This window comes from Promicromonospora sp. MS192, from assembly GCF_049532985.1.
GTDB lineage: Bacteria > Actinomycetota > Actinomycetes > Actinomycetales > Cellulomonadaceae > Promicromonospora.
Genome location: NZ_CP186693.1, coordinates 2,587,552 through 2,602,727, shown reverse-complemented (window position 1 = coordinate 2,602,727; position 15,176 = coordinate 2,587,552). Strand labels below are relative to the sequence as shown.

Below are 15,176 nucleotides of genomic sequence, written 5' to 3'. Positions count from 1 at the left end.
AACATCGAAGCTCAGCTTCTGGGACGCGAAAATGGGTACCAGAATTCATTCGGACGCTCGAATAATTCGCTCACGGTCTCGGCCGGAGGGGATTTGGAAAAGTCCGAAAGGTCCTGGTAAGTTAGAGGAACTGCCCCGGGCAGGGAAACGGTCGGAAGATTGTGGCTCTGACGGTGTGCGTCGGTTGTTTGAGAACTCAACAGTGTGCTTGATAGTCAATGCCAATTATTTGACTCTCTTGTTTCGGATCGTGCTGCTGGATGGTGGTGTGGTTCGGGGTGATGGGGGTTGTTTTTGGATCGGATCATTGAAACCAGTTTGGTTTTGATCTGGCCGGTATCATTGTTCGCGCTCACGTGAGTGGGTGTGGATGTTTCTCTTTTACGGAGAGTTTGATCCTGGCTCAGGACGAACGCTGGTGGCGTGCTTAACACATGCAAGTCGAACGGTGAAGCTCCTGCTTGCAGGGGTGGATCAGTGGCGAACGGGTGAGTAACACGTGAGCAACCTGCCCTCCACTTCGGGATAAGCCTTGGAAACGGGGTCTAATACCGGATATGAGCACTCACTGCATGGTGGGTGTTGGAAAGTTTTTCGGTGGGGGATGGGCTCGCGGCCTATCAGCTTGTTGGTGGGGTAATGGCCTACCAAGGCGTCGACGGGTAGCCGGCCTGAGAGGGCGACCGGCCACACTGGGACTGAGACACGGCCCAGACTCCTACGGGAGGCAGCAGTGGGGAATATTGCACAATGGGCGAAAGCCTGATGCAGCGACGCCACGTGAGGGATGACGGCCTTCGGGTTGTAAACCTCTTTCAGCAGGGAAGAAGCGCAAGTGACGGTACCTGCAGAAGAAGCGCCGGCTAACTACGTGCCAGCAGCCGCGGTAATACGTAGGGCGCAAGCGTTGTCCGGAATTATTGGGCGTAAAGAGCTCGTAGGCGGTCTGTCGCGTCTGGTGTGAAATCTCATGGCTCAACTGTGAGCTTGCATCGGGTACGGGCAGACTGGAGTGCTGTAGGGGAGACTGGAATTCCTGGTGTAGCGGTGGAATGCGCAGATATCAGGAGGAACACCGATGGCGAAGGCAGGTCTCTGGGCAGTTACTGACGCTGAGGAGCGAAAGCATGGGGAGCGAACAGGATTAGATACCCTGGTAGTCCATGCCGTAAACGTTGGGCACTAGGTGTGGGGCCAGTTCCACTGGTTCTGTGCCGTAGCTAACGCATTAAGTGCCCCGCCTGGGGAGTACGGCCGCAAGGCTAAAACTCAAAGGAATTGACGGGGGCCCGCACAAGCGGCGGAGCATGCGGATTAATTCGATGCAACGCGAAGAACCTTACCAAGGCTTGACATGTACGAGAAAGCCCCAGAGATGGGGTTCTCTTTGGACACTCGTACACAGGTGGTGCATGGTTGTCGTCAGCTCGTGTCGTGAGATGTTGGGTTAAGTCCCGCAACGAGCGCAACCCTTGTCTCATGTTGCCAGCGGGTTATGCCGGGGACTCATGGGAGACTGCCGGGGTCAACTCGGAGGAAGGTGGGGATGACGTCAAATCATCATGCCCCTTATGTCTTGGGCTTCACGCATGCTACAATGGCCGGTACAGAGGGCTGCGATACCGTGAGGTGGAGCGAATCCCAAAAAGCCGGTCTCAGTTCGGATCGGGGTCTGCAACTCGACCCCGTGAAGTCGGAGTCGCTAGTAATCGCAGATCAGCAACGCTGCGGTGAATACGTTCCCGGGCCTTGTACACACCGCCCGTCAAGTCACGAAAGTTGGTAACACCCGAAGCTCACGGCCCAACCCCTTGTGGGAGGGAGTGGTCGAAGGTGGGACTGGCGATTGGGACTAAGTCGTAACAAGGTAGCCGTACCGGAAGGTGCGGCTGGATCACCTCCTTTCTAAGGAGCTCATCTCCATCAGGCCCCGGGAAGCCGGGGATGCCGTGCCGGCTCGTGGGTTCGTCCCTGGGCTGGTGGGTGCTGGTGGCAGAGGCCAGGCCCAGGCCGTACGCGTCTGGGGTGGTTGCTCATGGGTGGAACATTGACGAAGAGTCACCGTGCTGGTGGCTGCTGCTAGTACGCCTGGTTGGTGGGGGGCTTGTCTCCTTGCTGGGTGGGTTGGAACGTGGTGGTCGCAGGTGGTGGTGGCTTGCCGAGCACACTGTTGGGTCCTGAGGCAACCGGCTGCCTCATGCGCCACGAGCTTGTCCCTTCGGGGGTCTTGTCCCTTCGGGGTGGGTGAGTGGGGTGTGTGGGGGACGGGTTGTTTCTGACTGGACACGGGTCACTGAGTGGCACTTCAGACCAGCCGGCGTGCCGGTGGTGGTGGGTGCGGGTCGCTCTGGTGGGTTCGTCCGTTGCTTGAGAACTGCATAGTGGACGCGAGCATCTTTGAATGTTTCCAAGACTGCTTGGCGATGGTCTGGCTGGCAGGGCCTTTTGGGTCGTGTGGGTCGGGGTGTTGTCGGGTGTGTTGTCTTGGTTTCTGTGATTGTAGTGTTGCCGAAAGTTTTTAAGGGCACATTGGTGGATGCCTTGGCACTAGGAGCCGAAGAAGGACGTTGTAGCCTGCGATAATCCTCGGGGAGTTGGCAGACGAGCTGTGATCCGAGGGTCTCCGAATGGGGGAACCCAGCCGAAGTCATGTTCGGTTACCCGCGCTTGAATGTATAGGGCGTGTGGAGGGAACGTCGGGAAGTGAAACATCTCAGTACCGACAGGAAGAGATATTCCGTGAGTAGTGGCGAGCGAAAGCGGATGAGGCCAAACCGTATGCGTGTCAAGCTGTCAGGCGTTGCGTGTGCGGGGTTGTGGGACCTTCCGGGAAGATCTGACAGTCTTCCGGCCAGTGAGAAAGTCGTGTCATAGTCGAACCGGGTTGAATACCGGACCGTAGTGGGTGGGAGTCCCGTAGACGAAATGGTGCGGCCTGGTGGAGGGGATCCCAAGTAGCACGGGGCCCGTGAAATCTCGTGTGAATCTGGCAAGACCACTTGCTAAGCCTAAATACTACCTAGTGACCGATAGCGGACAAGTACCGTGAGGGAAAGGTGAAAAGTACCCCGGGAGGGGAGTGAAATAGTACCTGAAACCATGTGCCTACAATCCGTCGGAGCCTCCTTGGTAGGGGTGACGGCGTGCCTTTTGAAGAATGAGCCTGCGAGTTAGTGCTCGGTGGCGAGGTTAACCCGTGTGGGGTATCCGTAGCGAAAGCGAGTCCGAAGAGGGCGTTTGAGTCGCCGGGTCTAGACCCGAAGCGAAGTGATCTAGCCATGGGCAGGTTGAAGCGCCGGTAAGACGGCGTGGAGGACCGAACCCACCAGGGTTGAAAACCTGGGGGATGACCTGTGGTTAGGGGTGAAAGGCCAATCAAACTTCGTGATAGCTGGTTCTCCCCGAAATGCATTTAGGTGCAGCGTCGCGTGTTTCTTGCCGGAGGTAGAGCTACTGGATGGCTAATGGGCCTCACCAGGTTACTGACGTCAGCCAAACTCCGAATGCCGGTAAGTTTAAGCGTGGCAGTGAGACTGCGGGGGATAAGCTCCGTGGTCGAGAGGGAAACAGCCCAGATCACCGGCTAAGGCCCCTAAGCGTGTGCTCAGTGGGAAAGGATGTGGAGTTGCACAGACAACCAGGAGGTTGGCTTAGAAGCAGCCACCCTTGAAAGAGTGCGTAATAGCTCACTGGTCAAGTGATTCCGCGCCGACAATGTAGCGGGGCTCAAGCACACCGCCGAAGCCGTGGCACTCACATTGCGTTTGATCGCAAGCCCAGCATGCGCCCTTGTGGTGTGTGTTCAGGTGTGTGGGTGGGTAGGGGAGCGTCGTGTGGGCAGTGAAGTCGCAGGGTGACCTAGCGGTGGAGCCTACACGAGTGAGAATGCAGGCATGAGTAGCGAATGACGGGTGTGAATCCCGTCCGCCGAATGACCAAGGGTTCCAGGGCCAGGTTCATCCGCCCTGGGTAAGTCGGGACCTAAGGCGAGGCCGACAGGCGTAGTCGATGGACAAGGAGTTGATATTCTCCTACCGGCGAAGTACCGCCCATACCGAGCCCGGTGATACTAACCACCCCAAGCCACCGCCGAGACCTTCGGGTCTCACTGGTGGGGCGGCGTGGGACCTGATCCGGTAGTAGGTAAGCGTGTTAACAGGGGTGACGCAGGAAGGTAGCCAGGCGTGGCGATGGTTGTCCATGTCCAAGGTCGTAGCCCGACACCTAGGCAAATCCGGGTGTCGTTGAGGGTGAGAGCTGATAGAGACCGTGTATGCGGGAATCTGGTGATCCTATGCTGCCTAGAAAAGCCTCGACGCGAGGGACTAGCCGCCCGTACCCTAAACCGACTCAGGTGGTCAGGTAGAGAATACTAAGGCGATCGAGTGAATCGTGGTTAAGGAACTCGGCAAAATGCCCCCGTAACTTCGGGAGAAGGGGGGCCTGAACCGTTAACCCACTTGCTGGGGGATGCGGGGAGGGCCGCAGAGACCAGGGAGAAGCGACTGTTTACTAAAAACACAGGTCCGTGCGAAGTCGCAAGACGATGTATACGGACTGACGCCTGCCCGGTGCTGGAAGGTTAAGAGGACGGGTCAGCTTCGGCGAAGCCCAGAATTTAAGCCCCAGTAAACGGCGGTGGTAACTATAACCATCCTAAGGTAGCGAAATTCCTTGTCGGGTAAGTTCCGACCTGCACGAATGGCGTAACGACTTCTCCGCTGTCTCAACCGCGAACTCGGCGAAATTGCAGTACGAGTAAAGATGCTCGTTACGCGCAGCAGGACGGAAAGACCCCGGGACCTTTACTATAGCTTGGTATTGGTGTTCGGTGCGGTTTGTGTAGGATAGGTGGGAGACTGTGAAGCTCGGGCGCCAGCTCGGGTGGAGTCATTGTTGAAATACCACTCTGATCGCTTCGGATGTCTAACCTCGGTCCGTGATCCGGATCAGGGACAGTGCCTGGTGGGTAGTTTAACTGGGGCGGTTGCCTCCTAAAATGTAACGGAGGCGCTCAAAGGTTCCCTCAGCCTGGTTGGTAATCAGGTGTCGAGTGCAAGTGCACAAGGGAGCTTGACTGTGAGACTGACAGGTCGAGCAGGGACGAAAGTCGGAACTAGTGATCCGGCGGTGGCTTGTGGAAGCGCCGTCGCTCAACGGATAAAAGGTACCCCGGGGATAACAGGCTGATCTTGCCCAAGAGTCCATATCGACGGCATGGTTTGGCACCTCGATGTCGGCTCGTCGCATCCTGGGGCTGGAGTAGGTCCCAAGGGTTGGGCTGTTCGCCCATTAAAGCGGTACGCGAGCTGGGTTTAGAACGTCGTGAGACAGTTCGGTCCCTATCCGCTGCGCGCGTAGGAAACTTGAGAAGGGCTGTCCCTAGTACGAGAGGACCGGGACGGACGAACCTCTGGTGTGCCAGTTGTTCCGCCAGGAGCATGGCTGGTTGGCTACGTTCGGAAGGGATAACCGCTGAAAGCATCTAAGCGGGAAGCCTGCTTCGAGATGAGGTTTCCATACACCTTGTGTGTGGGAGGCGCCCAGCAGACTACTGGGTTGATAGGCCGGATGTGGAAGCAAGGACTGAAGACTTGTGGAGCTGACCGGTACTAACTTGCCGATAACTTTCTCAACACTCAAATTCTTTCAAGCCAGTTTACTGGTGTGTGTGTTCGCGTCCACTGTGCGGTTCCCGAGTCACGGGCACCAACCCCCCTCTTGTTTGTGGTGTGGGGTTGCCTGGTCTCGATAGTGTTTCGGTGGTCATAGCGTGGGGGAAACGCCCGGTCCCATTCCGAACCCGGAAGCTTAGCCTCATAGCGCCGATGGTACTGCCCTGGAGACGGGGTGGGAGAGTAGGACGCCGCCGGACAACCATTCAGCGTCAGGGGATGAACCCCCGGACCACCCCCTGCTGGGGGTGGCCGGGAGCGGTTCATCCCCTGACGCATTTCTGTGCCCTGAACAAGGCCGCATCTTCGTCTTCCGTCGTGTGGAATGCTGGTTCCGGCGGCCTGCCGGCCGCCGGTTCGGCGGGGAGGACGACATGGCAGAGGCTGGCGTGCAGTCGGTCGAGCGAGCGCTCGACCTGCTGGAGATCCTGGCGGAGCTCGGCGACGACGCCGGCTTGAGCGAGCTCTCGGAGCGTTCCGGTCTGCCCCTGCCGACGATCCATCGGCTGATGCGCACCCTCGTGTCCCGTGGTTACGCGCGCCGTCTGCCGTCCCGCCGGTACGCGCTCGGTGCGCGGGCCATGGGCCTGGGGGAGGCGGCCGGTCGTCAGCTCGGCGCCGGGGCACGGCGTCATCTGGCGCGGCTCGCCCGGGAGCTGGGGGAGACCGCGAACCTCGCGATGCTCGACGGTGAGATGGCCGTGTACGTGGCGCAGGCGGCGTCGTCGCACTCGATGCGGATGTTCACCGAGGTGGGGCGGCGCGTGCACCTGCACAGCACCGGCGTCGGCAAGGCGCTCCTGGGTGAGCTCTCGGACGACGCGGTCCGGGGCATCGCGGTCCGTGCCGGTCTGGAGCCTGCGACCGACCGGACGATCACCGACGTCGACGCGTTGCTTGCCGCGATGGGCGAGATCCGGGACCGCGGCTACGCCGTCGACGACGGGGAGCAGGAGGTGGGCGTGCGGTGCTTTGCCGTGGTCGTGCCTGGCGTACCCGTACCGACGGCACTGTCCGTGTCGGGGCCGTCGGCCCGGGTGTCGTTCGAGTTCGGCGAGCGGGCGGTGCCGCTGCTGCGGGACGTCGCCCAGGATGTGGCGCGCGAGCTGTCCGGGAGCTGAGCGATGCGTTGACCCCGGGGACCGCGCCGCTTAGAGTTTCCACTAGGAAGTATTTGGATTCCGCATTATGGAAGAAGGTCGCGGGATCCGACGCACAGCCGCTCGACCAAGGGACTGACAGTGGACACTCCGGACGGCCTGACCCTCACCGCTGACATCGCACCGCGTGCCGAGGAGGTGCTGACCCCGCAGGCGCTCGGACTGGTCGCTGCACTGCACCGCGCGCTCGACGACCGGCGGCTCGAGCTGCTGGAGGCACGACGCCGGCGGGTCGAGCGCCTCGCCGCCGGTGGCACGCTCGACTTCCTGCCCGAGACGCGGCACATCCGCGAGGACCCCACGTGGCGCGTGGCGCCGCCCGCGCCGGGCATCGAGGACCGGCGCTGCGAGATCACCGGCCCCACCGACCGCAAGATGACCATCAATGCGCTGAACTCCGGTGCGAAGGCGTGGCTCGCGGACCACGAGGACGCCAACACCCCGCAGTGGAGCGCGGTCGTGGGCGGACAGCTCAACCTGCTCGACGCGATCAACCGGACCATCGACTTCACGGGCGACAACGGCAAGCACTACGCGCTCAAACCCGACGCGGAGCTGGCGACGATCATCGTCCGTCCCCGCGGCTGGCACCTGCCGGAGAAGCACGTCCTGGTCGACGGCCGCCCGACCTCGGGCAGCCTGGTGGACTTCGCGCTGTACCTTGCCACGGCGGGGCTCCGGCAGATCGAGAAGGGGCAGGGGCCGTACTTCTACCTGCCCAAGATGGAGTCGCACCTGGAGGCGCGTCTCTGGAACGACGCGTTCGTGCTGGCCCAGGACTATCTCGGCATCCCGCAGGGCACCATCCGCGCCACGGTGCTCATCGAGACCTACCCGGCGGCGTTCGAGATGGAGGAGATCCTCTACGAGCTGCGGGAGCACAGCTCGGGCCTGAACGCCGGGCGCTGGGACTTCATGTTCTCGGTGATCAAGTCGTTCCGGACGCGCGGCAAGGAGTTCATGCTCCCGGACCGGAACGCCGTCACCATGATGGTGCCGTTCATGCGCGCCTACACCGAGCTGCTGGTCAAGACGTGCCACACCCGGGGCGCGCACGCGATCGGCGGTATGGCCGCGTTCATCCCGAGCCGCGACGAGGAGGTCAACGCCGCCGCGTTCGCCAAGGTGCGCGATGACAAGACACGCGAGGCGAACGACGGGTTCGACGGTTCGTGGGTGGCGCACCCCGGCATGGTGGACCTCTGCACGGAGGTCTTCACCTCGGTGCTGGGCGACAAGCCGAACCAGATCGACCGCACCCGCGAAGACGTGCAGGTCACCGCGGCGCAGCTGCTCGACGTCGCTGCCACGCCCGGCGACGTCACCGAGGCCGGGCTGCGCAACAACATCTCCGTGGGCATCCAGTACCTCAAGGCCTGGCTCGGCGGGCTCGGCGCCGTCGCCATCTTCAACCTCATGGAGGACGCCGCCACGGCGGAGATCTCCCGGTCGCAGGTGTGGCAGTGGCTGCACAACGACGTGACCCTCGCCGACACCGGGCACCGGGTCACGCGCGAGCTGATCGACCAGATCGTCGAGGAGGAGATCGCCAAGCTGCCGGGTGACGCGGCAGACTACGAGGAGGCGAAGCAGACGTTCCTGGAGGTGGCGGTGGCGGACGACTACGCGGACTTCCTGACCCTGCCGGCATACGACAGCATGCCCTGACCCTTCCCGTTGAGCGCGGGATCTTCGCCCTCGAGACGCGGTTTCGAGGGCGAAGATCCCGCGCTCAACGGAGTACCGCGCGCAACGAGGAGGTTGCCGGATGGGATCTAGCACTTCGGGCGGGCTGGCGGCCGTCATCGCCGAGCTGTCGGCCGAGCTCGGCGAGGGACGGGTGGTCACCGACCGGCAGCGCCGTCGCACCTACGAGTCCGACGGGCTGGCGGCCTACCGCGTGGTGCCGGGCGTGGTGGTGCTCGCACGCAGCGCGGACGACGTGGCTGCGACGGTACGGGTCTGTGCGCGGCACGCGGTGCCGTTCGTCGCGCGTGGTTCCGGTACGGGTCTGTCGGGCGGTGCACTGCCGCACCCCGAGGGGGCGCTGGTGGTGCTGTCCCAGATGCGGGAGGTGCGGGAGGCTGACGTCGCCAACCAGCGTGCCGTGGTCGAACCCGGGGTGATCAACCTGCAGCTCACCGCCGCGACCAGTCATGACGGGTACTACTTCGCGCCCGACCCGTCCAGTCAGTCGGTGTGCTCCATCGGCGGGAACGTCGCCGAGAACTCGGGTGGCGCGCACTGCCTCAAGTACGGCTTCACGACCAACCACGTCACGGGCGTGGACCTGGTGACCCCCGCAGGCGAGCAGGTCGAGATCGGCGGCAAGGCGCCCGACCCGCCCGGGTACGACCTGCTCGGTGCCGTGGTCGGCAGCGAGGGCACGCTCGGCGTCGTCACCGCCGTGACGGTGCGGCTGACACGGCTGCCGCAGGAGGTGCGCACGCTCCTGGCCGCCTTCCGCACCATGGACGACGCCGGGGCCGCCACCTCCGCGATCATCGCCGCCGGTGTGATCCCCGCTGCGATCGAGATGATGGACGCCCTCTCCATCGAGGCCGCCGAGAAGGCCGTGCACTGCGGTTACCCCGAGGGCGCCGGCGCGGTGCTGGTCGTGGAGCTGGACGGTCCCGCGCCGGACGTCGCCGGAGAGTTCGACGACGTGGTGCGGCTGTGCGAGGCGGCCGGCGCGTTCGAGGTGCGGGTCGCGGCCGACGACGCCGAGCGCGCCCTGATCTGGAAGGGCCGCAAGTCCGCGTTCGCGGCGGTCGGACGGATCAGCCCCGACTACATCGTGCAGGACGGCGTGATCCCGCGCACGGCCCTGCCCCAGGTGCTGCGGCGGATCGCCGAGCTCGGCGACGGCGCCGGGGTACGCGTCGCCAACGTCTTCCACGCCGGTGACGGCAACCTGCACCCGCTCGTGCTGTTCGACGGCGCGGTCGAGGGCGCCGTGGAGCGCGCCGAGGCGGTGGCCGGCGGCATCCTCGACCTGTGCCTGGAGCACGGCGGGTCCATCACGGGCGAGCACGGCGTGGGCGCCGACAAGGCCAAGCACATGCCCCGCATGTTCACGCCCGCCGACCTGGACACCATGCAGGCCGTGCGCTGCGCGTTCGACCCGGAGGGCATCGCCAACCCGGGCAAGGTGTTCCCCACGCCGCGGCTGTGCGGTGAGCAGCCCGGGCGGCGTCGTGGCACGCATCCGCTCGTGGAGTCCGGCGCGGCGGAGCTCTTCTGATGGCCGACCTGGAGCGGCTCGAGGCTGCGGTGCGCCCGCACGGCGGCGAGGTCAGGGAGGCAGGGCCGGGCGACGTCGTCGACGGGGTGGCGGCGTCGGCGGTGGCACGGCCGGCGTCGGCGGAGGGGGTGGCTGCCGTGCTGCGCGAGGCGACCGCGCAGGGGCTGGCCACCGTGGCGCGCGGGGGAGCGACGGCGCTCGACTGGGGAGCGCCGCCCGAGCGTGCCGACCTGATTCTCGACACCACGGGCCTGGACCGGCTCGTCGAGCACGAGGCGGGTGACCTGGTGGTCGTGGCCGAGGCCGGGCTGCCGGTGGCGGCGCTCCTGGACCACGTCGGTCGTGCGGCGCAGGAGCTCGTGGTGGACCTCCCGCCCGACCGGCTCGCACGCGGGTCGACGGTGGGCGGTGCACTGTCGACGGGGATGTCGGGGCCGCGGCGCCTGCAGCGCGGCGGGATCCGTGACCTCGTCCTGGGGGCCACCGTGGTGCTCGCCGACGGCACCGTCGCCTCCTCCGGCGGCAAGGTGGTCAAGAACGTGGCCGGGTACGACCTCGCCAAGCTCCTGACGGGTGCGTACGGCACGCTCGGTGTCGTCGTGCGGGCCGCGTTCCGGCTGCATCCGGCGCGGCCGGAGCGGGCGTACGTGGTCGCCTCCGGACCGCTGGCCGACGTCGCGGCACGGGCCCGGGCGGTCGTCGCGTCCCAGCTCGCCCCCGCCGCGGTCGAGATCGACCGGCCCGCCGGGAGCGACGTCGCGACCGTGGCGGTGCTGCTGGAGGGGGCGGAGACCGCCGTCGGGCAGCGGGCCGCCGCCGCGGCGGAGCTGGCGGGCGGACAGGTCCAGGAGGAGCCGCCCGGGTGGTGGGCGGCACTGCCGGGCGGCAGCGGCGCGCTCCCGTCGGTCCCGGCGGGAGCGGCGCCCCGGACGCTCGTCAAGGCGACCGCCACGCTCACCGGGGTGGCCGGCCTGCTCGCGGCGGCGCGCGACGCCGAGCAGCGGTACGGGGTGGGCGCCGCGCTGCGCGGGACCGCGGCGGGGGTGCTGTACGGCGCGGTCACGGGTACACCCGAGGCGACCGCGTCCGCCGTCGGGCACCTGCGGGCAGCTGCGGCCACGCCGCGGGAAGGGACCGTGACCGTGCTGCGCGCGTCGCACGAGGTGCGGGCCGCGCTGGACGTGTGGGGCCCGGTGGGCGGGCTCGACCTGATGCGCGCCGTCAAACGGCAGCTCGACCCCGGGCGGAACCTCGCACCCGGCCGATTCGTGGGAGGCATCTGATGACCGAGGCCAAGCCGGACCTGCTGGGCTCGTTCGACGGGTCGGGGGCGTTCGACGCGCACCACCCGCCGCGACGCGAGCTCGTGGACGACTGCGTGCACTGCGGGTTCTGCCTGCCCGCCTGTCCCACGTACTCGCTCTGGGGCGAGGAGATGGACTCCCCGCGCGGCCGGATCTACCTCATGAAGGAGGGGCTGGAGGGCGAGCCGATGTCGCCCGCCCTGGTGGAGCACGTCGACGCCTGCCTCGGGTGCATGGCCTGTGTGACCGCCTGCCCGTCGGGCGTGCAGTACGACAAGCTGGTGGAGGCGACGCGGCAGCAGGTCGAACGGCGCGGCGCGGAGCACCGCACGCGCGGTCAGCGGCTGCTGCGGTCGGCGATCTTCGCGCTGTTCCCGCGGCCGGAGCGGCTGCGGCTGATCCGGCCGCTGCTCGCGCTGTACCAGCGCACGGGCCTGTCGAGGCTGGTGCGGCCGGTGCTCGCCCGGATCTCCCCGACGCTGGCGACGATGGAGGCGATCGCGCCGCCGGTCGGGCCGCGTATCCCGGTGCCCGCGCTCGTGCCCGCCGCGGGCACGAAGCGGATGACCGTCGGGATGCTGCTGGGCTGCGTGCAGCGCGAGTTCTATCCAGGCGTCAACGCGGCCACGGCGCGGGTGCTGGCGGCGGAGGGCTGCGACGTCGTCGTGCCGCCTGACCAGGGATGCTGCGGCGCGCTGTCCGTGCATGCGGGGCGGGAGGCCGAGGGGCTCGACTACGCACGGGCGCTCATCGACACGTTCTCGGGCGCGGGCGTGGAACGGATAGTGGCCAACTCGGCCGGGTGCGGGTCGACGATGAAGGACTACGCGGACCTGCTGGCGGACGACCCCGAGTACGCGGAGCGGGCGGCGTCGTTCGCCACGAAGACCCGCGACATCTCGGAGGTGCTGGCGGAGCTGGAGCCCGTCGCGCCCCGGCATCCGCTGCCGATGACCGTGGCCTACCACGACGCGTGCCACCTGCGGCACGCGCAGGGCGTGCGGGCGCAGCCACGGGCAGTGCTCGCGACGATCCCGGGGCTGGTGGTCAAGGAGATCGCCGAGGGCGACATGTGCTGCGGGTCGGCCGGAATCTACAACCTGACCAACCCCGAGCCTGCGCGGGAGCTGGGGGACCGGAAGGCCGCGAACGTGGCGGCTACCGGCGCCGAGCTGCTGGTCACGTCCAACCCGGGGTGCCTGCTGCAGATCACGGACGCACTGCGGCGGCGCGGGCGGGACCTGCCGACGGCGCACATGGTGCTCGTGCTGGACGCGTCGCTGCGCGGCGTCGGGCCGGAGGAGCTGGTGCGGTGACGGCTCGCGCCCGGCACCGGGGGAGCCGGTGCCGGGCGCGAGGGGGTTCTAGCGGGAGATGTAGAACTCTCGGAGGTCGACGAAGTCGCCCGCGTTCGCCACGAAGCGGACCTTGCCGTCGAGGGTGCCGCCGGGGCTGAGCCAGACCCATTTGCTGCCGGTCTCGGTCGCGTGAGCGTTGACCGTGCCGAGGAACCGCGATCCCATGTAGACCTTCATGCTTCCGTAGCGGGGTCCGGTGTTGACCTTGGCGTAGATCGCGACGCCGCTGTAGCCGCGGGTGGTGACGAGGTCGCCGGTACCGGGCCAGACCCGGTGGTGGTACGGGCCGAACGACATACCGTCGAGCTTCGCCGAGCTGACCGGCATGGTGGAGCACCGCCAGCCCGACCAGGCACTCAGGTGCCCGGCCAGGTCCTTGGCCCGGACCCGGAAGCAGTGCTGGCCGGCTTCGGTCAGGGGGCGGGTGTACGAGGTGCTCGTCGTCCAGAACGGCCGCTCGGCACCGACCTCGGTGCGGGACAGGCTGCGCTGCACCAGGTAGCCCTCGATACCGAAGTTCTCGTAGAAGGCCCAGGTGAACACCGGGTCCGCGGTGCGCACGCCGTCGACCACGCGGGTCTGGCTGGGCTTGATCCACCGGGGGTAGGCCAGGCTCCTGATCCGGGGCTCGGACGCGTCGGAGAACGTGCACTCCTCGGGCGTCCAGTCCCCGGCGGTCCCGTTCAGGTCGTATCCGCGCGCCTGGAAACAGACGAAGCTGCCGTTCGGCACATCGGCGCCGTAGAGGCGGCTCCAGCCGCCACCGTTGCCCTCCACGAGGGTCCAGTCAGGTGGCGTCTCACCTCGCTGGTAGACGCGGTATCGCACGTCGGACTCGGCGAAGTACAGATCGTCCGTGCCCTTGTAGTAGAAGAAGATGCTGCCCTGATTCGCGTCCGTCGCCGGGGGCAGTGGCTCAGCAACCAGCTGGTTGGTGACGTCGGGTACGACCTCGCACTTCTCGCCCTGCCAGCCGCTGTCGTTGCCGGCGTTGTCCACCGCCCGGCCCTCCCAGCAGACCGTCGCGCCCACCGGGTACTCGACCGGCTCGCCCTCGGGCACGGGCACCGGGTTGCCGAAGTCCGTCTCGCCTGCAAGTTTGATGCGGGCGCGCAGGTCGGTCTCGGTCTCCGCGACGCCCGACTCCTCGAACGGCGGAGTCGCCACGTCGCGGGCCTGGACGTAGGTCTCGTACCTGCCGGTTTCCGGCGTGGCGGGCTCGAGAGGCGTGGGAAAGACCTGCACGGACGGCGCCGCGTGGTCCACGATCTCCGTTGCGGGCGTTGACGACCACGGTGTCAGGTCGCGGGCGATTCGTACGTCCCCGGTGTCGTCCACGAGGACGACGTTGGTGCCGGCGTCGTTCAGGTCGAAGGCCGTGGCCCGGCCGAGCGTGCCGGGCTTGCCGCCGAGGGCGGGCGCGGCGAGCAGGTCGCCGCGCGTGGTGGAGACGCCGAGCACGAAGCCGTCGCCGAGCTGCGGGTGCCTGGTGGTGCGTTCCATCGGGACGGCGAGCATGACGTCGCGGTACACCTCGGCGCTGTCTCCCGTGAGCCCGACGACGCCGTCCTGGCAGCTGGCGAGCGCGAAGCGGCCGTGGGCGTCCTCGATGCGGAGGTCGTCCAGGTCACGTGGCTGGTCGCACGGGTCGCCGCCGACGGCCGGCCACGGGTTCCCGGTGGCGGCGTCCCAGGCCGAGGCTGCCGGCCACTCGAAGACGTCCACCCCGTACAACGTGCTGCCGGCGATGGCGAAGCCGCTGGTGATGTCGGGAAGCGAGCCGTCCGACGGGTTCGCCGGCTTGACGGGGATCTGGTCACCACCGGTCACGAGCTGCGTGACCGGGCCGGGTGCTTCGTAGTAGCCGTCGCCGGTGAAGGCCACGTACTGCGCGCCCTGGCCGAGCACGGCGTCGTCCGGCAGGGTGCGACTGCCGCCGCCGTCGCGCGACCAGGCCAGCACGCGGGTGCTGCCGACGTCGAGCAGGAGGGCGTCGTTCTCGGCGGCCAGCAGGTCTCCGGTCAGGGTGCGGTTGCCCCAGGTACCCGACCACGCGGCCGTGTCGTCGTCGAACGGTCGCCAGTAGACGCGGCGCCCCTGCGGGGTGCTGACCTCGACGAACACGGTGTCGCCGGCCAGGTGCGCGTCGACGGCGGTGCCCAGGGCGGCGAGGTCGCCGGCCGAGGCGAGCACCTCGGTGGGCACGGGGTCCACGAGCAGGATGCCGGGGTCGGTCGCGGCCGTCGCTGCCGGTACGACCGCGACGCCCGCCGCGAGCAGGCTCGTCGCACAGGCCGCCGCCGCCCAGGCGGCGGCGGATCTCCTGGTGGGGGTCATGATCTGCGTCCGTTCTCCTCGTCGAGCTGACTACCCGCGGTATGTCTGTCGGCGGGCCCAGTTCGACGCTGGCACGGCTGGATGCCCGGCTCAACGAA

6 protein-coding genes and 3 rRNA genes are annotated in these 15,176 nt (G+C 66.6%); 8 read left to right on the top strand and 1 reads right to left on the bottom strand.

Annotated features, from left to right (window positions below; translation table 11 throughout):
• Positions 1–380 precede the first annotated feature (380 nt).
• The 8 genes from ACO229_RS11765 to glcF all read left to right on the top strand — a co-directional run bounded on the left by ACO229_RS11765 (position 381) and on the right by glcF (position 12,699).
• A 16S ribosomal RNA gene (locus ACO229_RS11765) occupies positions 381–1,905 on the top strand.
• A 603-nt stretch (positions 1,906–2,508) separates the two neighbouring features.
• Positions 2,509–5,636: ribosomal RNA gene (locus tag ACO229_RS11760) — 23S ribosomal RNA — on the top strand.
• Between the two features lie 122 nt (positions 5,637–5,758).
• A 5S ribosomal RNA gene (rrf, locus tag ACO229_RS11755) occupies positions 5,759–5,875 on the top strand.
• Together the 16S, 23S and 5S rRNA genes form the textbook arrangement of a ribosomal RNA operon.
• Positions 5,876–6,049: 174 nt before the next feature.
• Positions 6,050–6,796, top strand: coding sequence for an IclR family transcriptional regulator (locus ACO229_RS11750; protein WP_423465036.1), 747 nt, complete (start codon positions 6,050–6,052; stop codon positions 6,794–6,796).
• Between the two features lie 120 nt (positions 6,797–6,916).
• Positions 6,917–8,503 (top strand): malate synthase A, encoded by a 1,587-nt coding sequence (gene aceB / locus ACO229_RS11745; RefSeq protein WP_423465035.1) that lies wholly within the window; start codon positions 6,917–6,919, stop codon positions 8,501–8,503.
• 100 nt (positions 8,504–8,603) lie between these two features.
• On the top strand, positions 8,604–10,079 hold the full coding sequence (locus tag ACO229_RS11740) for an FAD-linked oxidase C-terminal domain-containing protein (protein WP_423465034.1): 1,476 nt from the start codon (positions 8,604–8,606) through the stop codon (positions 10,077–10,079).
• Positions 10,079–11,362 carry an FAD-binding oxidoreductase gene (locus tag ACO229_RS11735; RefSeq protein ID WP_423465033.1) on the top strand — a complete coding sequence of 428 codons (1,284 nt, stop codon included), beginning with the start codon at positions 10,079–10,081 and terminating at the stop codon, positions 11,360–11,362. Before ACO229_RS11740 ends, ACO229_RS11735 begins: the two co-directional genes overlap by 1 nt.
• Positions 11,362–12,699, top strand: a complete 1,338-nt coding sequence (glcF, locus tag ACO229_RS11730; protein WP_423465032.1) for a glycolate oxidase subunit GlcF — start codon at positions 11,362–11,364, stop codon at positions 12,697–12,699. Before ACO229_RS11735 ends, glcF begins: the two co-directional genes overlap by 1 nt.
• A gap of 48 nt (positions 12,700–12,747) precedes the next feature.
• Here the strand turns inward: glcF and ACO229_RS11725 are convergent, their stop codons facing one another.
• The gene (locus tag ACO229_RS11725; RefSeq protein WP_397433548.1) at positions 12,748–15,078 is read right to left on the bottom strand and encodes a hypothetical protein; all 2,331 of its coding nucleotides are present in this window, start codon (positions 15,076–15,078) and stop codon (positions 12,748–12,750) included.
• Between the last annotated feature and the right edge of the window lie 98 nt (positions 15,079–15,176).